A 22,651-nucleotide genomic window follows, 5' to 3' on the forward strand; every position below is an offset into this window, starting at 1 on the left:
CTGTCAGTTTACGGGCTCCGGCTCACGTGCCGGAATGGTCGAATGGTGGGAAAGATTGGCGCGAAGTCCGGCGATGCGGTTACCGGATGCGTCGAAAACAAGCGTCAGGCCGGATTTGCAGCTGATCCCGACACGATCTCCCGGCGAGTGGCGTATGGTCTCGCCATATTCAAGCGCGTGGATCACGCCTGCGGGCGTGTCGATCGTGTAGAACACCTCGCGCCCCATGGGCTCGACGGTGGTGACCTGCCCCGAAAGCCGCGCTTCCGTGGGTTGAATGAGGGCGATATCTTCCGGGCGCAGGCCAAAGGTGACCTCACCGTCGCAAGGACCATCGAGATCGAGCAGGGCATCGCCAATCTGCAACTGCCCGCCTTGCGCCCATCCCTTCAAGAGATTCATCGGCGGCGTGCCGATGAAACCGGCCACGAACAGATTGTCGGGTCGGCGATAAAGATCGTCGGGCGTGCCGATCTGGGCGACCGCGCCATTGTTCATGCAGATGATCCTGTCGGCCATGGTGATCGCCTCGATCTGGTCATGGGTGACGATCAGCGTGGTGATCTTCAGCCGTTTCTGCAGGCTTTTGAGTTCGGCGCGCATGGTAATGCGCAGCGTTGCGTCGAGATTGGAAAGCGGCTCGTCCAGGAGGAGTATGTTCGGCTCCTTGACCAGCGCCCGGGCGAGCGCCACGCGCTGCTGCTGACCACCGGAAAGCTGCGATGGTCGCCGGTCGAGCAACGCGCTGATCTGCACGAGGCTTGCCGCCTCCTCCACCCGTTTCGCCGCTTCTTCACGCGGAACATTCTTGAAACGCAATGGAAAGGCGATGTTCTGCCGCACCGTCAGGTTGGGATAAAGCGCATAGGACTGGAAGACGATACCGACATTGCGGTCGCGCGCATCGATGCGATTGACGTTGTGGCCGTCAAAGGCGATCTCTCCGCCAGTCGGCGCGTAAAGCCCGGCGAGCAGGAACAGCGTGGTCGACTTTCCGCATCCCGACGGGCCGAGAACGGCGACGAATTCGCCGTCTTCGATGGAGAGCGTCATCGGTTGCAGAACCTTGGTGTCGCCCCAGCTTTTTGTGACGTCGGTTAGGGTGATCCTGGCCATGGCGATTATCCTTTGATCCCGCCGAAACTCATCTGGGTGATGTATTTCTGCGTGAAGATGTAAATGATCAGCACAGGCAGCAGATAGATGATGCCGACGGCGGCGATCATGCCATAATTCACGCCGACGCTGTCCTGTGCCACGAAGAAGAGATAGAGGCTCATCGTCATCTGGCTTTTTTCGATGAGCAGCGTCTGGACGAAGACATATTCCTCCCAGCCGCGCAGAAACGTGAAGGTGGCGACCGCGATCAGTCCGCTTTTCACCTGCGGCAGAACCACCATGCGGAAGGCCTGGAAGCGGGTCGCGCCATCGGTGACGGCGCTCATTTCAATGTCCCAGGGAACGTTGTCGAAGAAGCCCTTGAGAACGAAAATCGCAAACGGCAGCTCCAGCGCGCTCATCACCAGCACCACGCCGAAGAGATTGTTGAGCAGGCCCATGTAATGCAGCTGCACGAAGATCGCGACGGTGAGCGCGAGTGCTGGAAATGCATGCAGCAACAGAAGGCCGCGCAGCACATTTTCACGCCCGGCAAAGGTGAAGCGCGACAGCGCATAGGCGGCAGGTGTGGCGACCAGCGCGACGATCAGGGTCTGGGAAGCGGCAAACAGCAGCGAATTGCGCATCGCGGCCCAGATCGACGGCATCAGCGCCATGCGCGTGGTGCCGGTTTTCTCGATATCGCGGCTCCACAGGAAGCTATAATTCTCGATGGTCAGATGCGGCAGCACCAGCACGAAAACGAGTGCTGCAACAACGGCGCCAAGCGCCAGCCACAACAGCACGGGATTGCGCAGGCGCGCGGAGAAAACTGCGACCGCTATCGCCCCGCCATAAGCAAAAGCGGCGATTGCACCGCTGCGCCACAGCACAAGCCGGCTGAGATTGTCGTCGGAACTCGTCAGCGATTTCACCAACAGCCATAGATAGGGCAGGAGAACCGGAACCGAGACCACCGTCAGGAACAGGAGGATAACGGGAATAAAGCCGGCGCGGTGGGCGAGGCTGCGCCTTTCAAGGCGCGTCCAGTCCGGCTTCAGATCAAGCGCGCGCCTGTTACGGGCAGGCGCATGGGAGTGGGCGAGCGTCATCACAGTACCTCGATTTTGGCGGGAGCAAAGGTCGAGCGCATGTTGCTGAGACGCCATTGGACGAGTGTCACCGCAACGCCGATGGCCATCAGGCCGAGTGCCAGTGCCGCGCCATAGGCGTAAGCGCCGTTTTCGAAGGCGCGCCGGTAGATATAAAGCGCATAGGTCGTGCTGTCGTAGACAGGGCCACCGCCGGTGATCAGCAGGATGTATTCATAGGTCGTCATCAGCGAAAGCGCCTGATAGAGCGTGATGAAGCGGATGGGAGCCGAAAGCGCCGGTGCGACGACATGGCGAAGCACGCCCCATTCGCTGGCGCCATCCACACGCGCCGCATTGGCCAGATGCGAGGGTATGGAGCGGATGGACGATGTGAGGATGACCATGGCGAAGGACGCACCGACGACGCCGTTCGCCACGACCACCAGAAGCAGCGGAAAGTCATTGCGCAGGTTGAGAGCGGGTGCGCCGAGCGCGCCGAGAAACTGGTTGAGCAGGCCGGAAGAGGTCGGATCGGCGATCCATATCCACAGCACGCCATAAAGCACGGCCGGGCTCATGCGCGGCAGCAGCCACAGGCCGCGAAAGAAATTGCCGAGCCGGTCCGGTATCGCCGTCGTCGTGACGGCCAGCAGCGCACCCAGGCCGATATTGAAGAAGAACAGTGTCGCGCCGACATAAACAAGCGTCGTCAGAAGCACGATCGGCAGGCGCATGTCACGCTGGACCATGCGCTGGAAATTCTCGACCGTAAATTTGCCGACCTTCAGATTTGCGCCCATATCGGTAAAGGCAATCACCAGATTGACGACGATCGGCGCGAGAAAAAACAGGCCGAGCAGGACAAGTGCGGGCGCCAGATAAAAGATCGGCCGGGCCGGACGGCGCGCTCTGAGCTGGAATTGGGACATTACGATATACCGGTGGGAACGCGGAAAAGCCGCCCGGCAAGGCCGGGCGGCGTGGTTTCTGGCAAACTCAGTTGCTTGCGGCTTCGCGGATTTCGATCTCCGCACCGAATTGCAGTTCGAGTTCGTCGGCGATGAAATCAACCGCCTGCGCAGCCGTCATCTTGCCGGTCTCAACCGCCTGCAGACCGCTGAACAGCACCTTGTTATAGCTGCCGAACTTGGTGTGGTTGGGCACGAACTGCGCATCCTTCATCATCGGCGACGCGGCGGAAAGAACCCAGTTGTCGCGATATTTCGGCATCGCCGTCTGGGCGTTGCTAATCGCCGTGTGATAGGAGGTCACGGCATGCTCGTTGTTGAAATAGGGCAATGTCGCGAGCGCCACGAGATCGGCTGCGATGTCGGCGTTCTTGCTTTTCGGATTGAGGGTGTAGAGCAGCGGGTGCGACAGGTTGGAAGGTTTGCCACCCTTTTCGGCGGCCGGTGCGGAAATCCAGCCGATCTTGTTGAAATATCCCTCGCGATCGGTCGGCCAGGTCGCGCCGTTCTTTTCACCCACCTGCCAGGCAACCGCCCAGACGCCCTGGTGGAAAATAAAGGCCTTCTCCTGCTTGAATGCGGTCTGGATGGCTTCCCAGCTCATGGCCGTGTTGTCGACCGGGGTCACGCCCTGCTTGGCGTTACGCTCGTACCAGCCGAGCGCCTTGGCCATCTCAGCCTTGGGGAACATCAGCTTACCGGTCTTTTCGTCCATGAACTTCACGCCATAGGACTGAAACACCATCAGATAATCGATGCCGACATTCGGACGGTGCAGCATGCCATATTGCGCGGCCTTACCGTCAACCACTTCCTTCGACAGCGCCGTCAGATCATCGAGCGTGAATTCGCCGGCATCAACCTTGGCCGGCAGGCCTTCGATGAAGGCTTCATCCTTGCCGATCTTGCGCAGCATGTCCTTGTTGTAGAAGAACATGCGGATCTCCGCGTCCTGCGGAATGCCGTAAATCTTGCCGTCCGTCGCCTTTGCCGAATCCCACAGGACAGGCAAAATATCGCCGTAAACCCACGGGGTGGCAGCGATCTTGCCTTCCATCGCCATCGCATAGCCGTCCTGCGCGAACTGGCCGATCCACTCATGCGGCAGAACGTAGATATCCGGCCCCTGCCCCACCGAAAACGCCTTCAGCGTATCGAGCGCGAAGGCGTCCCAGCCCTGTACGCTGCTGTTATTGATGTCGATGACGATGCGCTTGTCGACGCCTGCGGCCTTGAACTGCGCGTTCATGATACCAGCCGCGGCCTCGATGTTGGTGACACGGCCTGGCGCATTCTTGTCGGCAAGCGTCCAGAGCTTGATGTTGATGTCTTCGGCGAAGGCAACGGCCGGCAAAAGCGCGCTGAGAGCGACCGTCGCCGCCAAGGAGAGAGACTTGAACATAGGATCCATTCCCGTTGAAACTGATTATTTAATTAAGTTGCTTAATTTACAGCTTTATGACATTTCCGGAGATAAGGCTGGGAGAGCGGAACATTGAATGAGAGACGAAACGGCGACCTGACCGGCATCGGTGCAACACAGGGCGCGCTTCTGGGATATATCAGGCGCAAGGGCTCGGCCTCGCGCGTGGAGCTTGCCGAGTACTGCAACATAACCCCGGCAGCCGTCAGCATGATGACACGCAATCTGCTTCAGCGTGGCATTATCGAGGAGGGCGCACGCCGGCAGGAAGGTCGCGGTGCACCGCATATAGACCTCACGCTCAAAAAAACCGTCGGCTACGCCCTTGGCGCGCATGCCAACCGCTATTCGGTGATGTTGACGCTCCTGAATTTCGGCGGGGAGATCGTCGGAGAATTGCAGCTGCGGGGTTCCTATGGCGCGTTCTCCGATGTCCAGCAGGCGCTTCAGGAGGGGTCCGAGCAACTGCTTGCGAAAAACGCGATCAGCAGAAGCGACCTGATCGGCGCTGCGATCGCCATGCCCACCCGCTTTCGCAAGGAAGCCATGTCGCTCGATCTTGCAGAAGAAGTGATTTCCTGGGCGGGATCGGATCTTTCCGCCATGCTGCGCGAGGCGTTGCGCTGCCCGGTCATCATCGAAAACGATGCCAATGCCGCCGCCATGGGCGAACTCACGCTCGGCAACACGGCCGGGCATGAAAACTTCGCCTATCTCTATCTGTCAGAAGGGATCGGCGGCGGCATCATCATCAAGAACGAGCTTTTTCGCGGTTATCTCGGCAATGCCGGCGAGATCGGCGCCCTGCGCGGCCGCGGCGCATCGCGCCCCTCTTTCGAAGATCTGGCCGCATGGTGTCTCGAGCATGTGGGTGAGAAACCTTCGGGGCGCGCACCAGAGGTCTGGACGGATTATCTGTCGCGCAATCCCGCCGTGTTTGATGCATGGCTTGAGCGGGCAGGCCCCGAAGTCGCCCGTCTCGCCTTCGCCGTCAGCGCCATATTGGCGCCCACCGCCATCTTCGTCGGCGGCACCTTACCGAGGATCGTGCGCGAGAGGCTGGCGCAATGGCTGGACTACGGGCGCTCGGACCCGTTCAACGGCGCAAGCGTGATACAGCCGCAAATCCTGCTGCCGGAAGTGGTGGCCACAGATCCCGTGGCCTTCGGTGCCGCGGCGATGATCCTGCATGGTGTCAGCGACGCCGGCTGAAGGGTGGACCATGTTTGCGGGCAAACCGCTCAGCCGAGATTTTGCACCATGAAATAGATAAGCCCGCAATGCGCGATCACCAGCGCCGCCCAGGCCCATTTCGCGACCCTGATGTCAGCGTCGATGACCGTGTTGCTGATTTCCGTCACCCGAAATGTGTCTTCTCCCACCCGGCTCTCCGACGGGCGAGACCTGAATACAGTCTTGGAAACCGGCTCGCCCACGACATGCAGTCTGTCGTTCGGAACGAATGGGCGCGGCTTCTCGTCGGCGCTCTCCTCAATGGAAAGCACCTCGTCGCCTGGGGCGCAATTCACCGCGACAAGTTGCGATGACACCCGCCTGTTACGCATGTTACCTCTATTGGGCATCATAATTTTCCACACAATAAAAATAAAAAATTCACCCCGAGACATCCGATAAAGCCATGGCTTTATCGGGCATGCTTGTGCTGCGCGCAGTTTGCGCAGTACCTGTCGAACCACCTCTTCCCCACGCCTTCCGCTCCCCTGAACGGATAGGCGCCCCCCGGGCGATTACCGTGCCGGGCTTCCCGGAATTTCCCTTTTTCCCGCGTAAGGCTTGGCCTCCCGCTGGATCAGGAAAACGGATTTTTCCACCGGCAGCGGCTCGGCCGTCCGGTAGCGCTGAAACCGCTTGGAATATTCGAACCGGATCAACCTGTCGTCGAACTTCCCCGCCAGAACGCGATAGCCGTTGACGAACTCGTTCAGGATCTCCAGCTCTTCTCCCCACAGCCAGCCGCCGTAAGATGTGCCTTCGTTCGAACGCAGGACGATCTCGAAAAAATGACCGCCCGCCACGACCGGCATGCGGAAAAGAATATCGAGATTGTCTTCGTCCTGATCGTCACTTTTCTGCGCCGACAGCCTGGCATGGGCAACTTTCGCGTGAACCAGCGCCGAGACCGGATAGAAGGGCCGGCCCTTGAACCACATGAATTCGCTGACCGCATAACCGACGTCGTCGGCACGCTGGTAAGGTTCGATACGCGGCTCGAACGCCATGTAGCTTCCGTTAAACGCTATCAATTTCGAAAATTCCCGATGCCTGCCCGCTGCATGTTGGCTGTTTTCCGCCCGTCATTCACGCTTCTGTCTGCGACAATAGCCAAGCCGCGTCACACCAGCGTCAAATGGAACGCTATGATGACTTTCAATTTCCCGGGCACGTTGTTAGATGGTGATTCATGAGGGGACGAAAGTGGCTGGGAACGCTGAACTGATATCGATCCGGCTTTTTGGAACCCCGCGCTGTGAAGCGGTGCGGGACGCCTTTTTTCCGTCCAAGGGTTTTGCCCTTACCGCCGCCCTTATCCTTGCTCCGAACCAGTCTCTGTCCCGCCAGCACGCCGCATCGCTGCTATGGGAAAATGTCGAGCAGAAAAGGGCTCTTGGCAATCTGCGGCAGCTCATTCTGCGCCTTCAGAAGCTCTCCAACGGGGACGAAGCCATCCTTCTGACCGAAGGCAACGATCTGAAGGCCGGGAAGCTCGCCCAGCGGACCGACCTTGCGATCTTCCTTGCCGGTGCAAGGGCCGAAGAGCCGATGCGACGGCTGCACGCCTTGCTTGAATTCGGCGGCGAATTGCTGGAGGGGCTGGAGACCGGGCAGGATCATCTCTACCTCTGGCTGCTGTCGGAGCGACGCCGCCTCAGGGACCTGTTCTTTTCAAGCTATGTGCAACTGCTGGAGGAACTGACGCGCTTCGGCCGTGCCAGTTCGAACGATATTGCCAGGCTTGTCGAATGCGCGCGCAAAATCGAGCCGGAGCGCGAAGAAACCTACCGCGCCGCCATGGCAGCCTATGCGCGGATAGGAAACACCAGCGCCTGCGAGGGAATTTTCCAGCTTCTGCTGGAACAGCTGCGCCAGGAAGAGCGCTCTCCGGAAGCAGAAACCGTGGCGCTGCGGCGCAGGATACAAAGTCTCGTCTCGACGATAGCTGCCCCCACCGAGCCGGACGAGAGCAGCCGACGGAAAGCCACGGCAAAACCACGCGTCGCCTTTAGCCGGCCGGCGCGGGTGGACGGGCTGCCGGGCTCACCGGTGATGCAGGCCTTCATCGAGGATGTCGCCAACAGCCTGGTTCGATACCGGACCTTCACCGTCCTTTCACCGCACAGTACCTTTGCACTGACGCGCGACCGGACCGACGACAGTTACGCCATGTTGCGGGCGGATTACCGCATCATGTCGACGGTTTTCGACGATACCCGCATGTCGGTGGCGCTGATCGAGGAAGCGACCGGCGAAATCGTCTGGTCGCTGGAAGCGGTCCTGACCGAACGGCAGATTCACGCCGCCTTCCGGCTGCTGTCCAAACAGGTGGCCGCAGCCCTTGCCCGCGAGATCGAGCGTCTTCAGGTTGAGCCCGACCGCAACCACAGCGGCGAGGCCTACCGGCAATTGCTGGAGGGCCAGCAGCTTCTGCGCGGCAAATGTGATCTGCCGCTGCTGCGCAGGGCCCGTTCGATGTTTCGCAAGGCGGTCGATATCGACCACGGCATGGCGGTTGCCCGCGCCCGCGTGGCGCAGAGCCTGCAGCTGGAATGGCTGATGCTGGGCGGCAACGACCCCCACCTGCTGCACCGCGCCAAGGCCGAGGCCGACGCCTCCGTCGAAATCGACCCTGCGCTTGGCGTTGGCCACTGGATGTGCGCCGTGGTGGCGCTCTATCAACGCGATTTCGACATATCCGCCGAAAAATTCTTCGAGGCGGAGGCGCTTGCGCCCAACTCCGCCGACCTTTTGCTCCAGCATGCCGATGCGCTCGCCCATTTCGGCGATGCCGAGATCGCCTGGGAGAAGTTTCAGCAGGCCATAGACCTCAACCCGCTTGCGCCCGACATCTACTGGTGGGCGGGCGCCAGCATCGCATTCAAGCGCGAGGATTACGGCACGGCGGTGGAGTTATGCGCACGCATGGAAAATGACGAGCCGGCGCTGCGGGTCTTGACCGCAAGCCATGCACTGCACGGAGATTTGGCCGCCGCCCGGGAAACGGGCAGCAGGCTTCAGGAAAACTATCCGGGTATGTCGGCGAGGGAGATCAGTAGTCTGTCTCCAGACCGCGACCCGATAGCGAATGAAAAATTCTATCACGCACTTCGATTAGCTGGGATCAAATAGGAGATATTATGTCCTCGCATTTCTTCATTGTCGGAAAAAAGGACTTCGGCGTTCTCTTCATTCGCACGGCGCCGCTCCGGGTTGCGTCCGTCTCGCATGAGACGATTGCCGCCTATGAAGCGAGCCATCCCGGTGTGGATGGTTATGCCCGCGTTGCAGCGGCTGCAAAGGCCATGCTCGTTCGTCAGGACGGTCAGCCCGAGGCTGAACTGGATCAGGTCCAGATCCAGGGCATCGAAGCCCTCGTCGCCGGTGGCGCCGTGGTTTCCGAGGCCGATTTCGCCTTCATCGGCGAAGTGGTCGATGCCGGCTGGGATTTCAACCGCATGGTGCAGGCTCCGATCGGGGCCGCACTGAAGGCTGTCGGACCGGCGGGTTCCATCACCGGCGAACTGTTCGACGCCATCCTGGCCGACGACACCAACGCGGCACCCTGATGAGGGTCCCGCAGCCTTGACCGCTGCCGGTGCTCCCAATTCAGCGACAGCGGCTTCAAGACATGCGGACGCTTCGTTCTTCGATCCCGAGCTGCTTCGGCGGTTCGGGATTACCCGTGTTGGTGATGTGACCGGTCTTGATATTATCGGCATACCCGTCTGGTTCGCGACGCGACCCAATTCACGCGGCCTGTCGGTGTCGCAGGGCAAGGGACTTGTCGCGGAGCAGGCCCGGCTTTCGGCAATCATGGAAGCGATCGAAGGTGCCGTCGCCGAAGACACGCGTAAACATATCGCCGTTTTCGGCTCCATTCACGACATGCGCGACAAAGGCTTTCCGCTCGTTCCTTTTGAGACGGTCGGCCGTGTCAACCCGGACATGCTCAACCTGCAAAACGAGCGCGCCTGGGTAAAGGGCACTTCCATACGACAGCAAAGGGAGATTTTCGCCCCTTATGAACTCGTCGGCATGGATTTCCGGGCGGATTTCCCCTGGGACCGCCGAGCCTTCCTCATGAGTTCACAGGGTCTTGCCGCCGGTTTCGACCATGACCATGCGTTTCTCCACGCTCTTCTCGAACTCATTGAAAACGACGCCTGCTTTCTCGTCGATACCTTCGAAACCCGCACTATTGCCCCGCAACCGGTGCTGTTTCCCCCCGGCGTCCACGTCTCCTTCGACGCGCTCGTTCAACGCCTCGCGGATATCGGACTGCCGCCATCCTTTTTCGACCTTACCAATGCGCTCGGCGTGCCGGTGGTGATGGCGAGCCTGCCCCGGTCCATCCACGCGCAGGACGGTCTTGCGACACGCAGTGCTGCGGGCGCCGCCTGCCGGCCGAGCGCCTATGATGCTGCCGTTGCGGCATTGCTGGAGGCGATACAGTCGCGATTAACGGATATCAGCGGCGCAAGGGATGACCTCTCTCCTCTGCGCTATCAGCGGTACATGTTTTCCCCGGGGCCTTCCGCCTCGGCAGCGCGACCGGTGGAAACGGCCCCGGTCAATCTCGATCTTGCGCATGGCGATCCGTCTTTGCCGCAATGGCAAAAGCTTGCGGAACGTCTGTTCGCCGGCGGCATCGAGGATATCTACGTATTCCCCCTGGAAACCGGCGTCTCCGGCCTGCATGTCGTGCGGGTTATGGCAAGCGGCCTCTCCCCGGCCGGTGGCGGCCTGCAACAGATATCGCAACGGACGCTCGACGGCCTCCTCAACATCGGAGGGCTTTGATGAAAGCCGTCGTTTTTGCAGGCCCGTCCATCCACGGCATTGCCCCTGACCACCTCTCCGGCCTCGATCTTCGCGGACCGGCCGCCTGCGGCGATATTTTCGATGCGGTTCGGCAGGGTAGGCGGGTCATCGCATTGATCGATGGCCTTTATGGTGATTGCGCCGCCGTCTGGCACAAGGAAATCCTGCATGCGCTGACGAATGGTGTCTCCGTCCTCGGTGCCGCCAGCATGGGGGCGTTGAGGGCTGCGGAATGCGCGGCCTTCGGCATGACGGGCATCGGCGAAATCTTCGAAGCCTATCACGACGGGCGACGTTTTTCCGACGCCGATGTGGCAGTGAGCCACGCACCCGGCGAACTCGACTTTCGCCCTCTTACGATCGCGCTGGTCGATGCCGAAGCGACGCTGGAAGCATGCCGCCCCTCTATGGAGCCGGAGGCACACGACGCCCTGCTCCGCGCTGCCCGCAAGCTGCATTTTACCCGCAGGACATGGCGTGCCATCGCAGCTGAGGCCGTCCTCGGCCCCAAGACCGCAAATTTTCTGGCCGCAAACGCAGTGTCGATCAAAAAAAATGACGCGACCAGACTTCTGGCAGTACTGGGTGGCGAACCGCTGCCACCTCCGCTGCCGCTGTCCTGGAAATTCCAGAACACGATGTTTTTTCAGCAATTGGCCGCGCGGCAGACGGCACGGGAAACAGCGTCTTGAGCGCTACCGGATCCCTGTCGCTGGTGCCAGATTGCGGCGGGCTGATCCACACCATCGCGATCGCGCTGCCCGCATCTTTTTTCGCGGACGACAGGCCTGACAACAGCGTGTCACCGCTCGTCCCAATCGGAAATCTGCTTTCGGCCCTGCCTTTCGATGTAACGGCCATTGTTATCGTCGATCGAATCAGTCTTCTGCCTGCGCAAAATTGGCTCGACCGGCTGGGAGCCACCTGCACCGCCACGCTGATGCCGCTTGATGGAAACAGCGGCGTCGCGCATCCGTGGATACAGGATATGTTCCACGTCCGGGCGGGTAAGGAAGGCGCGGGCGAACTGGTCACGACGGCGGGAAATGCTCTCGCCGGTCAACTTGCCGATCGTCTCGGGTTTGCAGCAGAGTTTTCGGATGTGACCCTGGCGGGCGGCAACCAGCTTGTTGGCCCTGACTTTCGGCTGGTGGGCCATTCCAGCCTGCAGGATGATGGCGGAGTCGGGCGGTGTGCTGCGAACGACCTTCACGAACGATGGCAGCGGGTTCAGGCGCTCGACGGCAGAACCGTGCATAGTTTCGGATATCGGCCGGAAGACCTTGCCAATGCCTCGGCATCATCCGATCTTTCAGAAACGAGGGCCTCAGCACAGGCAATGGCCGGCGGAAAAATGCATCAATGTGGTTTCCACGTCGACCAGTTTGTTTCAGTTACCGGCCTGAGACGTGATGGTCATCCCCTGTTGCTTGTCGCCGATCCGGTCGCGTTTGACGGCTGTGACGCCCGTGCCGCCACCGATTTGAAACGGAAACTGGACGCATCGGCTGTTTCGCTGGCGCGGCAGGGTTTTGCGATCCTGCGAAATCCCATCCCGGTTTTACCCGCCATCGATACGAAGAAATGCCTGCCCCGGCTTTACAACAACGTCTTTCTTGAAAATGTCACACGTTCCAGTCAAAAACGACCATTCGTCTGGATCCCGCATTTTGGCGATACGGAAGCGCTTGGGATTTTCGACCGAGAAAACCGGCAAATTTGGGAAAGCCTCGGGTTTAACGCCGTCGGCATCGCGGGATGGAGCCATCTTGCTAGTCGCAACGGGGCGCTGCGATGTGCAACCAAGGTGATAAACCGTGGCCCTGCATAGGGTTGGCAAAGGAAAAACGTCGTTATTTTCTCAATAATGGACTACAATACCCGTGGAAATTGTGTTGAATGTATACCTTCAACAATATTAATTGATATTTATCCGATTTAAGACCTCACAACTGGAGGAATTCAACATGCAGGCCAAACTACCCAGCCCGATCGACGTACATGTGGGCGCACAAATCAGAATGCGCCGCAAGTCGCTCGGCATGAGTCAGAGTGCACTGGCAGGCCGGTTGGGAATTACTTTCCAGCAGGTCCAGAAGTACGAAAAAGGCGCCAATCGCGTCGGCGCGTCGCGTCTGCAGGCCATTGCGTCCGTTCTCGGCGTCGATGTCAGCTCCCTGTTCGCCAATGCAACGCCCGATGGCGGCGCCGGCAATCCGGCCCTTGGCACGATCAATGCCATGCAGACATTCGTCGCTTCGAACGAAGGCTTTTCGCTGAACCAGGCATTTTCCCGCATCAAGAGCACATCCGTGCGCAGAAGCATTGTTGCACTCGTCACATCGCTCGCTGCGACTGAAACAGCGGAAAATGCAGTGACGCCGGAAAACAAGAACGATGATTGACGCAGGTGTGACGCTCGCGTGACGCTCGATATGGTCGAAATTGAACAACGCGATATCCACGCGTTTTCATACTGTCGATTGTCGAGAGGGAAGCATGGCGGCGTCTACCACAGCAATACTTGAACAGGACAATGCAGACGAGATTCTGGCCCTTGGTAGGATGGTTTCCTATCTTTGCCAGCGTTCGAAATCCATGGAACTGGGCATGTCGACCTATTTCCTCGAAATGGCGTTGTTGTCGCTGGCCCAGGATATCAACCAGCACGGAATGCCGCCGGCGGGCGCAGAGCTGAACGGCAGCGGTTTCGCATCGTCCGATCTGCATTGAACGCCTCCGCGTCCGAAATGGCGTAAATCCGCGAAATCGAGCGTCTATATCGACCTCCAGTCGCAAACGCTCGGGATCGCTTCCGTTTGCCGGTCCGGCCGGCTCCATCCCGCCGGACAAAAGCATCCTTACACCCCTTCCCAAACTTCTTCGCGCAAGCGATGAGCGAGGCCCGGTTTGCCGGGCCTCGCTTCATATCAGACCACGGCCCGGCGAAGCTCGGCCGCCGCAGCCACCATATTGACGAGTGCCGGCCTCACCTCTTCCCACTTGCGGGTTTTCAGGCCGCAATCGGGGTTGATCCAGAGCTGCCGGTCGTCAAGCCGCTTCCGCGCCAGCGCCAGAAGATCGACCATCTCTCCCACTGCCGGCACACGCGGCGAATGGATGTCGTACACGCCGGGGCCGATCTGGTTCGGATATTTGTAGGTTCGGAAGGCATCCAGCAATTCCATCTTCGAACGCGAGGTCTCGATGGAGATCACGTCCGCATCCATGGCCGCGATCGCATCGATGATCTGGTTGAATTCCGAATAGCACATATGGGTGTGAACCTGTGTCCGGTCCTCCACGCCGCTTGAGCAAATGCGGAAGGATTCCACCGCCCAGCCGAGATAGTCCTGCCAGTCACGATGCCGAAGCGGCAGGCCCTCACGCAGCGCTGCTTCGTCAATCTGGATCATCTTCGCCCCGGCTGCCTCGAGATCATTGACCTCGTCGCGGATGGCAAGCGCAATCTGGCGGCACGTCACGCTTCTGGCGATATCGTCGCGAACGAAGGACCAGTTGAGGATCGTCACGGGCCCCGTCAACATGCCCTTGACCGGCTTTTCAGTCAGCGACTGGGAATATTCCCACCAGCGAACCGTCATCGGATTCGGACGCGACACATCACCGAAAATGATCGGCGGGCGAACGTATCGCGAGCCGTAGCTCTGCACCCACGCGTGCTGCGTGAAGGCGAAGCCGGATAGTTGCTCCCCGAAATATTGTACCATGTCGTTGCGCTCGAACTCGCCATGAACGAGCACGTCGAGGCCGATTTCCTCCTGCCAGCGGATGGTCGCTTCCGTTTCCTTCTGCAGGAAACTTTCATATTGCGCATCGGTCAGGGCGCCCTTCGAATGTGCGGAGCGAGCCTTTCGCACCTCCGGCGTCTGCGGGAAGGAGCCGATGGTGGTTGTCGGGAAAAGCGGCAGCGCAATGGCCTGCGACTGCACCTTCTGCCGCTCGGCAAAAGCGCTCGTCCGCTTCCTGTCGGCTTCGCCAATCGTTGCGATACGGCTCTGCACGGCAACATCAGTCACCTTTGGCGATGATGCACGTTCGGCAATCGCCTTGGTGGCGGCTTCCAGCTCCGCAGTCACAGTTGCCTTGCCCTCACCGAACGCCCTGCCGAGCGTGGCAAGCTCACCGAGCTTCTGGGTGGCGAAGGAAAGCCAGCTTTTCAGATCAGCATCAAGACCGGTTTCCAGTTCGAGATCAACAGGGACATGCAAGAGCGAGCAGGAAGGCGCGATTTGAAACGACGCCGCGCCCCGCGTGGCAATGGCGGCTTCCAGCTTGCCGATGATCGCGGCGAGATCGGCACGCCAGATGTTGCGGCCGTCGATGACGCCGAGAGACAGGACGCTCTCTGCGGGCAATGCTTTCAGTACCGGCTCTAGTTCACCGGGCGCACGCACGAGATCAATATGAAGACCCGCGACCGGAAGTGCGGTGACAGCCTCCAGATTATCCTCAAGACCGCCGAAATAGGTCGCGACGAGGATTTTCAGATCCGGCGCGGCTTTCGACAAAGCCTGATAGGAAACAGTCAGCGCATGACGCTCACCCTCGGAAAGGTCCAGGGCGGCAACCGGTTCATCAACCTGCACCCAGTCCGCACCGGCCGCATGCAGGCGGAGCAGCAGTTCTTCATAGACCGGCAGCAGTCTGGCCAGCAGATCGAGCGGCTTGAAGGCCGCCTCACGCGCCTTGGCAAGCTTCAGGAAGGTGACCGGGCCGAGGATGACCGGACGCGTATGGATACCGAGCGCCTTTGCCTCGAGGAAATGATCGACCGGCTTTTGCGAGGTGAGCGCGAAATGCTGATCCTCGGAAACCTCCGGGACCATGTAATGATAATTGGTGTCGAACCACTTGGTCATTTCCAGCGCCGGAACGCCCTGACCGTGGTGCGCATGCCCTTCATGACCATGGCTGCAACCCGCATGGCCTTCGCTCTGGCTGCCGCGCGCCATGGCGAAATAGGTCGACAGCGATACTTCTCCGCCCGTCCATGCGTAAACGGAGGGAATGGCGCCCACCATCACGGCCGTATCGAGCACGTGATCATAGAGGGAAAAATCGTTGGACGGGATATGGGTAATCCCCTTTTGCTGCTGCTGCGCCCAGTTTTCGGCGCGCAGTTTAGCGGCGGTTTCAAGAAGTTCCGGCTCGGAAATCTTTCCCGACCAGAAGCCTTCAAGCGCGAACTTCAATTCGCGGTGGCGGCCGATCCTCGGGAAACCGAGCGATGCGACTGGAATGGTCTTGTTTGACATTGTCATACCCCATTTGGTTGTGGGGGCATGGGTAAAGCGGACGCGTGCGGGCCCAGCCGTTGCCGGGCCAACGAGCAACCACCGGGACACCCCGCCCGTGGACGTTATTTTGTCCTGGCAGGTCTCCTGACTTACGGGTCGTCGCCTTTGCCCGTCTTCCCGGGGCTTTCACCCCAGTGACGTTGATGGACAAAGGCTCGCCGCTTACAGTTGCGGGGGCAGCTCCGGTCTTGCCAATTAATGGCGCACCGGATTCCCTCTTAGCTCCGGGATTGAAACAATCAGGCCCGGAGAACCATGACACCCGCATTTCTCACCACGGGCATCATGATGTCAATAGACATAAAGAAATCTTTATATCTTTATTTCATTGAGGGCGACTACTCAGGAGACGACTGCGCCCGGTCCCGGCACGGCACCTGGCGGCACCTTGCCGAGAATGATCATGCCGAGAACCTCGTCCTTCGTCACATCCTCAGTGCGGGCATGGCCGACCACCTTGCCGTTTTTCATCACGAAGACCCGGTCCGCCAGATCGAAGACGTCGTGAATATCGTGGCTGATGAGGAAGATGCCGATGCCCTGCCGTTTCAGTTCCTTGACGAGATCGCCGACCTGCGCCGTTTCCTGCGGCCCGAGTGCTGCCGTCGGCTCGTCCATGATGAGGATGCGGGCGTCGAACAGAATGGCGCGGGCGATGGCGACGGATTGCCTCTGGCCACCCGAAAGTGCCTTCACCGGCTCCTTGAACCGCCGGAAATTGGGGTTGAGACGCCCCATGACCTCGCGGGCCGAGGCTTCCATGGCGACATCGTCAAGCGTGCCCCATTTTGTCTTCAGCTCACGGCCGAGATAGAGATTGGCCGCCGCATCGACATTATCCGCCACAGCCAGCGTCTGATAGATGGTCTCGATGCCGTATTTCTTGGCGTCGCGGGGATTGCGGATATCCGCATCCTCACCGTTGATGAGGATATCGCCGCCGTCACGCCGATATGCACCGGAGAGGATTTTGATGAGCGTCGATTTTCCCGCGCCATTGTGGCCGAGAAGAGCGACCACCTCGCCGGGGAAAAGATCGACAGAGGCGTTTTCCACCGCGTGGATGCCGCCGAAGGAAATGGAAATATTGCGCATTTCCACGAGGGGCGTGACTTGGTCCGTCATTGGGGTTCTCCTCGGTTCTTACTTGGCGCGGGCGCGGTAAATGGTGTCGAGCCAGACGGCGACGACCAGAACCACACCGACGACGATGCGCTGGAAGGGCGTATCGATGCCCACGAGCACCATGCCGGATTGCAGCGATTGCATGACGAGCGCGCCGAGCATCGCGCCCGCAATGGTTCCCACACCACCGGCAAGCGAGGTGCCGCCGATGACGGCCGCCGCAATCGTATAGAGCTCGTCCAGTTCGCCCTGCGCATTGGTGGCCGCGTTGAGGCGGGCAGTCGAGATTGCCGCGGCAATGGCGCACAGAACGCCCATCAGCGTGAATATCTTCACCGTGACCCAGCGGGTCTTGATACCGGCGAGTTCCGCCGCTTCAGGGTTGCCGCCGATGGCGAAGACATAACGTCCGAATCGCAGTCGTGTGGCAATGAAGGTCATCACCGCCCCGACGGCGAGTGCCATCAGAACCGGAATGGCGATGCCGTGCGAAATGAACAGCCCGCCTTCCGGCCAGGCGATGCCATTGGCGTCGGCATAGTTGCGGGCGATGTTGATCGGCCAGGGATAGCTGTTGACCACAGCCACAAAACCGACAACGACGAGGCAGCCGAGCGCCACCAGAAAATATTCCGCCCAGACCGGCCGCAGCGGAAAACCGAAACGGCGGCGCTGGTGGCGGGAATTCAAAATGGCGGCAACGATGGCGACGCAGGCGACAATGGCGGCGATCCAACTCCATGTCGCGCCGATCGAGCCGCTGGTGCCGCCGCCCATCAGGCGGAAGGTGGAATCCATCGGCGCCACGGTACGGCCGCTGGTGATGAACCAGGTGCCGCCGCGCCAGACGAGCAGGCCGCCGAGCGTGACGATGAACGACGGCACGTTCAGGAAAGCGATAATCGAGCCCTGCAGCATGCCGATGGCGCCGCCGACGAGGATGCCGACCAAGAGCGTGACAATCCATGTCGCCCAATGTTCGAAGCCGAGGATCTGCGGCAGGATTTCCGCCTGCATGACACCCATGATCATGCCGGAAAAACCGAGGATCGACCCGACAGAGAGATCAATATTGCGGGTGACGATGACAAGCACCATGCCGGTTGCCATCACCGCCACGGAAGCGGTCTGCACGGAGAGGTTCCAGAGGTTTCTCGGCGTCAGGAACAGCCCGCCCGAAAGAATGTGGAAACCGATCCAGATCAGAAGAAGCGCGCCGACCATGCCGAGCAGGCGGGTATCCAGCTCTGTGGCGCTGATGAAGCGCGTAATCGAGCCTGTCTTTTCCGTCTTGGGGGACGCTGTGGAATTGGATTGTGTCATGTCGGCCATGGACTGCCGGTCCTCCTTACATCTGAAAGGCGCCGCACCACATGCCGTGGCGCGGCGCCCAAAACGTCAACCTATCGGTCTCAGTTGCAGGCCTTGACGGTTCCGGCCTTCACACCCTGGCAGGCCGTTTCCTTCTTGATCCAGCCGGCGTCGATGACGACGTTCAGATTGTCCTTGGTAATGGCGATGGGCTTGAGGAAGACCGACTGCATTGCCACTTTTTTCGGACCGCCATCAAAGCTGGTGACGCCCTTGATTTCCGTCATCTTCTTGCCACCGGCCAGTTCCAGCGCGATGCCGGCCGCTTCCTTGCCAAGTTCACGGCTGTCTTTCCAGACCGACACCGTCTGCGTGCCGAGCGCGACACGGTTGAGCGCGGCGAAATCGGCATCCTGACCGGAAACAGGAACCGAACCGGCAAGGCCCTGCGCGGCGAGAGCGGCGATTGCGCCACCGGCCGTGCCGTCATTCGAGGCGACGACCGCATCGACCTTGTTGTTGTTCTTGGTCAGGAACTGCTCCATGTTCTTCTGGGCATTTTCCGGCTTCCAGCCATCGGTATAGGCCTCGCCGACATTCTTGATCTTGCCGCCGTCGATGGCCGCCTTCAGCACTTCCTGCTGACCGGCGAACAGGAAGTCCGCATTCGGATCGGAAGAAGAGCCCTTGATGAAGACGTAATTGCCTTCCGGCTTGACCTTGAAGACTTCGGCTGCCTGAAGACGACCGACTTCCTTGTTGTCGAAGGTGATGTAGAAGGCGTTCTGGTTTTCGATCAGGCGGTCGTAACCAACGACCGGAATGCCTTCGGCAACGGCTTTTTCGACCGCCGGGCCAATCGCGTCGCTATCCTGCGCCAGAATGATCAGCGCGTTTGCGCCCTGGGAAATCAGCGATTCCACGTCGGTCAGCTGCTTTGCGGCAGACGACTGCGCATCGGCGGAAATGTATTTCGCACCGGCCTTGTCGAGTGCTGCCTTGATCGCCGCCTCATCCGTCTTCCAGCGCTCCTCCTGGAAATTCGACCAGGAAACGCCGACAACGAGATCGGCCGCGATGGCGGCGGTGTGCAGGGAAACGAGTACGGCCGTACCCGCCAAAAGCTTGGCAAATGAATTCATGATGTCCTCCCGGTAAGGGCGAAGCCTGCACCTCCATGCAGGGAAAACGCCCGGAAAAAAGCTGCCGGTCTCTGTGGTTTCACAATTTTCTCGACAGTCGAGAAAATTAATGTCAGAGATTCCTAATGCTGTCAACAACGGCTGCGGGCAGCATCCGGGTGCCTTGATCTTGTGTGTGGCATGCGCCATCAGACGGGGTGAGCACGACAGGAAAAAGCCGTTCAGGGAGCAGGCCCCAGCCCATGTCCGCCATTGCAAGTACGGAACTGGTGCGCCAGAAAAACAGCCTGTCTGTAATGGCGGCATTGCGCCTGCACGGCAGCCTTTCGCATACCGAAATGTCGTCCTTCACCGGGCTTGCCTCCGCCACGGTCTCCGCCATTACCATGGAGCTGGAGCGCGCAGGCCTCATCCTGCGCAAAGAGCAGCTTGCCACTACGGGCCGCGGGCGGCCGCGTATTCTCTTTGGGCCGCGCGGCGCCTTCTGCCACGTCGCCATCGTCATCATTTCATCCGACAGCGTGCAATATTCGCTCGTCGATTACGCCGGCAAGCTGGTGGACCGCTTCACCGAACAGAGGATCGCGGCTGAAAAAGGCATGTTCGGCCAATCGATCCTGGCCGGTCTGGCAAGGCTTGCGGACCGCTCGCGCATCGATCGGCACGATATTCTCCAGGTATCGATCAGCAGCAAGGGACTTGTGGATGCGGCAACGGCGGCACTCGTCTGGTCCCCGGTGCTGGGCAATGAAAAGATAGATTTCCAGCAACTCATTTCGCAGGACGGCCGCATCCGCGTGACGCTGAACAACGAAACCCTGCTGGCCGCAAAAGCCATCTGGATGCGGCAGCAGGCAAAGGAAAAGGAGAGCCCGGCACCGGAGGCACTAGTTACCCTTTCGCTGGGGCACAGCATCGGCCTCGGCATTGCCCGCACCGCCCCGGATGGGGCGATCGAGGTGAGTGCCCCCAATTTCGGCCATATGCTGCATCTGGCGGATGGCGCGCTGTGCCGCTGCGGCACCAAAGGCTGTATCGAGGCCTATTCCGGATTTTATGCGATCCTGCGCTCGGCCTTCGAAGCGCCGCCACAGGCGGAACCGGCGAAATTCGTGCCGATTGCCGAGGTGGACAAGATCGCCGCCTCTGCCCGCGCCGGCGCGCGCATGGCCCGTTTTGCCTTCCGGACTGCGGGACTTGCGCTCGGCAACGGTCTTTCACGCCTGTTCAGCCTGCATGGCCATATGCCGGTTTTCATCACCGGCCCCGGCACACGCTATTTCGACCTTCTGGAAAGTGGACTTCATGACGGCCTTGCGCAATCCCAAGCCGTGCGCTTCGGCGGAATGCCAAAAATCGACATCGCACCCGACGAACCGGAACTGGTGTTCGAAGGGCATATGGAACACGCGCTTTCCGCCGCCGACGATTATATATTGAGCGCCGACGGCCCTGACAGAGCGGTGAGGAATTCCGCGGGCTGACAGGGCAACTCGTGGGCTCAGGCCTGCACAGCCAAAGCCTCAGCCTTTTCCCTGACACCAGTCAACATGGAAACGAATTCGCCTAGCATGGCGGCTTCCTCCCTGCTCAACCGCAGGCCCTGTTTCGTGCGTCGCCAGAGAATATCCTCGGCGGTGAAGGCCCATTCGCGCTCCACCAGCCAGCGCACTTCGCATTCGTAAAGCGTGCCGCCGAAATGCCGGCCGAGGCCGGAAACATCGGAGGCGGTTCCGAGCAGGTCCGCCGCCTTGGTGCCGTAGTTTCTGATGAGCCGCTCAGCATGGCGACGGTCAAGGAATGGGTAATTGCAAAGAAGCGACGTTACCTGGGCTTCATATCTCTCAACGCCGAAATCGCCGCCCGGCAGGTGGGAACCCGCCGTCCAGGGGTTGCCCTTTTCGCCGATAGCCGCGCCGATCTTTTCCAGCGCATGTTCCGCCAGCCGCCGATAGGTGGTGAGCTTGCCGCCAAAAATGTTGAGAAGCGGCGCTTCGCCTTCTGCCTCTTCAACTTTCAGCACGTAATCGCGCGTGGCTTCCTGCGCTTTCGAAGCGCCATCATCAAAAAGCGGCCGCACGCCGGAATAGGTCCAGACGATATCGTCGGAGTTCACCGGCTCGCTGAAATATTCGCTGGCGGCATTGCAGAGATAGGAAATCTCGTCCTCGGAGATGCGCACCTTGGCGGGATCGCCCTCGTAGTCGCGGTCAGTGGTGCCGATCAGCGTGAAATCCCGCTCATAGGGAATGGCGAAGATGATGCGGTTATCAGGGTTCTGGAAGAAATAGGCGCGCGGATCGGAAAACTTTTTGCGCACGATGATATGGCTGCCCTGCACGAGGCGGACATTGTGCACATCGTTGCGGCCGAACACGCCAGACAGGACATTATCCACCCATGGGCCAGCGGCATTGACCAGCATGCGCGCTTTGTGCGTGACTGAGCGGCCGGTTTTTTCGTCCAGCGTTTCGACAAGCCACAGACCGCTTTCGCGATGGGCGGAGACGACCCGCGTGCGGTTCATGATCGTCGCGCCGCGATCCGCCGCATCGCGCGCGTTGAGGACAACGAAACGGGCGTCGTCCACCCAGCCATCGGAATATTCGAAAGCCTTGGCAAAAACCGGCTTCAGAGGCTTGCCCGCCGGATCCTGTCTCAGATCAAGCGTGCGGGTCGGCGGCAAGAGCTTGCGGCCGCCGAGATTGTCATAAAGAAACAGGCCGAGCCGGACCATCCACGAAGGACGCACGCCGCCCTTCTGGATGGGCAGAACGAAGCGCATGGGCCAGATGACGTGCGGGGCCATGGCCCACAGGATTTCACGCTCCATCAGGGCTTCCCGCACCAGGCGAAACTCGTAATGTTCGAGATAACGCAAGCCGCCATGGATGAGCTTGGTGGCAGCGGACGAGGTGCCGGAGGCAAAATCGCCCTTTTCGGCAAGCGCCACGGAATAGCCTCTGCCCACCGCATCGCGGGCAATGCCGCAACCGTTGATGCCACCACCGATGACAAAAAGATCGAATATGTTTTCGCCGGACATAAGGCCTCCACGACAGCGCCGGGGGATCATTTTCCCCATCGTTGAAAGACGACTGCCATAAAAGCG

20 protein-coding genes and 1 riboswitch are annotated in these 22,651 nt (G+C 60.0%); of the genes, 9 read left to right on the plus strand and 11 right to left on the minus strand.

Annotation, left to right across the window (positions count from 1 at the left end; all coding sequences use genetic code 11):
• Positions 1–3 precede the first annotated feature (3 nt).
• The 4 genes from OK142_RS08660 to OK142_RS08675 all read right to left on the minus strand — a co-directional run bounded on the left by OK142_RS08660 (position 4) and on the right by OK142_RS08675 (position 4,562).
• The gene (locus OK142_RS08660) at positions 4–1,116 is read right to left on the minus strand and encodes an ABC transporter ATP-binding protein (protein ID WP_498682213.1); all 1,113 of its coding nucleotides are present in this window, start codon (positions 1,114–1,116) and stop codon (positions 4–6) included.
• A 5-nt stretch (positions 1,117–1,121) separates the two neighbouring features.
• Positions 1,122–2,210: a carbohydrate ABC transporter permease gene (locus OK142_RS08665; protein ID WP_498682215.1), complete on the minus strand. Its 1,089-nt coding sequence runs from the start codon at positions 2,208–2,210 to the stop codon at positions 1,122–1,124.
• Entirely contained in the window at positions 2,210–3,121 is a 912-nt protein-coding gene (locus OK142_RS08670) for a carbohydrate ABC transporter permease (protein ID WP_498682216.1), read from the minus strand. The genes OK142_RS08665 and OK142_RS08670 overlap by 1 nt, the downstream gene beginning before the upstream one ends.
• Before the next feature lie 67 nt (positions 3,122–3,188).
• On the minus strand, positions 3,189–4,562 hold the full coding sequence (locus tag OK142_RS08675; RefSeq protein ID WP_313616479.1) for an ABC transporter substrate-binding protein: 1,374 nt from the start codon (positions 4,560–4,562) through the stop codon (positions 3,189–3,191).
• A gap of 93 nt (positions 4,563–4,655) precedes the next feature.
• On the opposite strand from OK142_RS08675, the gene OK142_RS08680 reads away from it, so the two are divergent.
• Positions 4,656–5,795 (plus strand): ROK family transcriptional regulator, encoded by a 1,140-nt coding sequence (locus OK142_RS08680; protein WP_498682218.1) that lies wholly within the window; start codon positions 4,656–4,658, stop codon positions 5,793–5,795.
• Positions 5,796–5,824: 29 nt separating this feature from the next.
• On the opposite strand, the gene OK142_RS08685 is transcribed toward OK142_RS08680, so the two are convergent.
• Positions 5,825–6,148 carry a hypothetical protein gene (locus OK142_RS08685; protein WP_498682220.1) on the minus strand — a complete coding sequence of 108 codons (324 nt, stop codon included), beginning with the start codon at positions 6,146–6,148 and terminating at the stop codon, positions 5,825–5,827.
• A gap of 183 nt (positions 6,149–6,331) precedes the next feature.
• Positions 6,332–6,823 carry a hypothetical protein gene (locus tag OK142_RS08690; RefSeq protein ID WP_003497383.1) on the minus strand — a complete coding sequence of 164 codons (492 nt, stop codon included), beginning with the start codon at positions 6,821–6,823 and terminating at the stop codon, positions 6,332–6,334.
• Positions 6,824–6,995: 172 nt separating this feature from the next.
• Between OK142_RS08690 and OK142_RS08695 the strand changes: the two genes are divergently transcribed.
• From OK142_RS08695 to OK142_RS08725, 7 genes are all read left to right on the plus strand, one after another.
• The gene (locus OK142_RS08695) at positions 6,996–8,948 is read left to right on the plus strand and encodes a BTAD domain-containing putative transcriptional regulator (protein WP_164056788.1); all 1,953 of its coding nucleotides are present in this window, start codon (positions 6,996–6,998) and stop codon (positions 8,946–8,948) included.
• Positions 8,949–8,956: 8 nt separating this feature from the next.
• Positions 8,957–9,385, plus strand: a complete 429-nt coding sequence (locus OK142_RS08700; RefSeq protein WP_498682224.1) for a hypothetical protein — start codon at positions 8,957–8,959, stop codon at positions 9,383–9,385.
• A 16-nt stretch (positions 9,386–9,401) separates the two neighbouring features.
• Positions 9,402–10,619, plus strand: coding sequence for a YcaO-like family protein (locus OK142_RS08705; protein ID WP_498682225.1), 1,218 nt, complete (start codon positions 9,402–9,404; stop codon positions 10,617–10,619).
• Entirely contained in the window at positions 10,619–11,332 is a 714-nt protein-coding gene (locus tag OK142_RS08710) for a TfuA-like protein (RefSeq protein WP_498682227.1), read from the plus strand. The genes OK142_RS08705 and OK142_RS08710 overlap by 1 nt, the downstream gene beginning before the upstream one ends.
• Positions 11,329–12,471 (plus strand): hypothetical protein, encoded by a 1,143-nt coding sequence (locus OK142_RS08715; RefSeq protein ID WP_498682228.1) that lies wholly within the window; start codon positions 11,329–11,331, stop codon positions 12,469–12,471. The genes OK142_RS08710 and OK142_RS08715 overlap by 4 nt, the downstream gene beginning before the upstream one ends.
• A 136-nt stretch (positions 12,472–12,607) precedes the next feature.
• Complete coding sequence (locus OK142_RS08720) at positions 12,608–13,045, plus strand: helix-turn-helix domain-containing protein (RefSeq protein WP_498682229.1); 438 nt, start codon at positions 12,608–12,610, stop codon at positions 13,043–13,045.
• A gap of 94 nt (positions 13,046–13,139) precedes the next feature.
• Positions 13,140–13,373, plus strand: coding sequence for a hypothetical protein (locus tag OK142_RS08725; RefSeq protein WP_313613627.1), 234 nt, complete (start codon positions 13,140–13,142; stop codon positions 13,371–13,373).
• A 197-nt stretch (positions 13,374–13,570) separates the two neighbouring features.
• Here OK142_RS08725 and metE read toward each other — a convergent pair whose 3' ends face one another.
• The 4 genes from metE to xylF form a co-directional block, all read right to left on the minus strand.
• The gene (metE, locus tag OK142_RS08730; protein ID WP_498682231.1) at positions 13,571–15,919 is read right to left on the minus strand and encodes a 5-methyltetrahydropteroyltriglutamate--homocysteine S-methyltransferase; all 2,349 of its coding nucleotides are present in this window, start codon (positions 15,917–15,919) and stop codon (positions 13,571–13,573) included.
• 99 nt (positions 15,920–16,018) lie between these two features.
• Positions 16,019–16,234, minus strand: a riboswitch (cobalamin riboswitch).
• Positions 16,235–16,303: 69 nt separating this feature from the next.
• The gene (locus tag OK142_RS08735; RefSeq protein ID WP_082185495.1) at positions 16,304–17,086 is read right to left on the minus strand and encodes an ATP-binding cassette domain-containing protein; all 783 of its coding nucleotides are present in this window, start codon (positions 17,084–17,086) and stop codon (positions 16,304–16,306) included.
• 18 nt (positions 17,087–17,104) lie between these two features.
• Positions 17,105–18,418 (minus strand): sugar ABC transporter permease, encoded by a 1,314-nt coding sequence (locus OK142_RS08740; RefSeq protein ID WP_137039138.1) that lies wholly within the window; start codon positions 18,416–18,418, stop codon positions 17,105–17,107.
• An 80-nt stretch (positions 18,419–18,498) separates the two neighbouring features.
• The gene (gene xylF, locus OK142_RS08745; protein ID WP_003497403.1) at positions 18,499–19,539 is read right to left on the minus strand and encodes a D-xylose ABC transporter substrate-binding protein; all 1,041 of its coding nucleotides are present in this window, start codon (positions 19,537–19,539) and stop codon (positions 18,499–18,501) included.
• Between the two features lie 242 nt (positions 19,540–19,781).
• Here xylF and OK142_RS08750 point away from each other — a divergent pair, with 242 nt between their 5' ends.
• Positions 19,782–21,023, plus strand: coding sequence for an ROK family transcriptional regulator (locus OK142_RS08750; protein ID WP_498682233.1), 1,242 nt, complete (start codon positions 19,782–19,784; stop codon positions 21,021–21,023).
• A 17-nt stretch (positions 21,024–21,040) separates the two neighbouring features.
• Here the strand turns inward: OK142_RS08750 and OK142_RS08755 are convergent, their stop codons facing one another.
• Positions 21,041–22,585, minus strand: a complete 1,545-nt coding sequence (locus OK142_RS08755) for a glycerol-3-phosphate dehydrogenase (protein ID WP_498682235.1) — start codon at positions 22,583–22,585, stop codon at positions 21,041–21,043.
• Between the last annotated feature and the right edge of the window lie 66 nt (positions 22,586–22,651).

The organism is Agrobacterium sp. BT-220-3, assembly GCF_025910175.1.
In the GTDB taxonomy this organism is placed as follows: domain Bacteria; phylum Pseudomonadota; class Alphaproteobacteria; order Rhizobiales; family Rhizobiaceae; genus Agrobacterium; species Agrobacterium oryzihabitans.

Excerpts from the sequence above, each read along its gene's own strand:
- OK142_RS08755 (WP_498682235.1), bottom strand. The coding sequence starts at position 22,585 with ATGTCCGGCGAAAACATATTCGATCTTTTTGTCATCGGTGGTGGCATC.
- OK142_RS08725 (WP_313613627.1), top strand. The coding sequence starts at position 13,140 with ATGGCGGCGTCTACCACAGCAATACTTGAACAGGACAATGCAGACGAG.
- OK142_RS08720 (WP_498682229.1), top strand. The coding sequence starts at position 12,608 with ATGCAGGCCAAACTACCCAGCCCGATCGACGTACATGTGGGCGCACAA.
- OK142_RS08675 (WP_313616479.1), bottom strand. The coding sequence starts at position 4,562 with ATGTTCAAGTCTCTCTCCTTGGCGGCGACGGTCGCTCTCAGCGCGCTT.
- OK142_RS08710 (WP_498682227.1), top strand. The coding sequence starts at position 10,619 with ATGAAAGCCGTCGTTTTTGCAGGCCCGTCCATCCACGGCATTGCCCCT.
- OK142_RS08685 (WP_498682220.1), bottom strand. The coding sequence starts at position 6,148 with ATGCGTAACAGGCGGGTGTCATCGCAACTTGTCGCGGTGAATTGCGCC.
- OK142_RS08665 (WP_498682215.1), bottom strand. The coding sequence starts at position 2,210 with ATGACGCTCGCCCACTCCCATGCGCCTGCCCGTAACAGGCGCGCGCTT.
- metE (WP_498682231.1), bottom strand. The coding sequence starts at position 15,919 with ATGTCAAACAAGACCATTCCAGTCGCATCGCTCGGTTTCCCGAGGATC.
- OK142_RS08690 (WP_003497383.1), bottom strand. The coding sequence starts at position 6,823 with ATGGCGTTCGAGCCGCGTATCGAACCTTACCAGCGTGCCGACGACGTC.
- OK142_RS08670 (WP_498682216.1), bottom strand. The coding sequence starts at position 3,121 with ATGTCCCAATTCCAGCTCAGAGCGCGCCGTCCGGCCCGGCCGATCTTT.
- OK142_RS08735 (WP_082185495.1), bottom strand. The coding sequence starts at position 17,086 with ATGACGGACCAAGTCACGCCCCTCGTGGAAATGCGCAATATTTCCATT.
- OK142_RS08740 (WP_137039138.1), bottom strand. The coding sequence starts at position 18,418 with ATGGCCGACATGACACAATCCAATTCCACAGCGTCCCCCAAGACGGAA.
- OK142_RS08700 (WP_498682224.1), top strand. The coding sequence starts at position 8,957 with ATGTCCTCGCATTTCTTCATTGTCGGAAAAAAGGACTTCGGCGTTCTC.
- OK142_RS08750 (WP_498682233.1), top strand. The coding sequence starts at position 19,782 with ATGTCCGCCATTGCAAGTACGGAACTGGTGCGCCAGAAAAACAGCCTG.
- xylF (WP_003497403.1), bottom strand. The coding sequence starts at position 19,539 with ATGAATTCATTTGCCAAGCTTTTGGCGGGTACGGCCGTACTCGTTTCC.
- OK142_RS08695 (WP_164056788.1), top strand. The coding sequence starts at position 6,996 with ATGGTGATTCATGAGGGGACGAAAGTGGCTGGGAACGCTGAACTGATA.
- OK142_RS08660 (WP_498682213.1), bottom strand. The coding sequence starts at position 1,116 with ATGGCCAGGATCACCCTAACCGACGTCACAAAAAGCTGGGGCGACACC.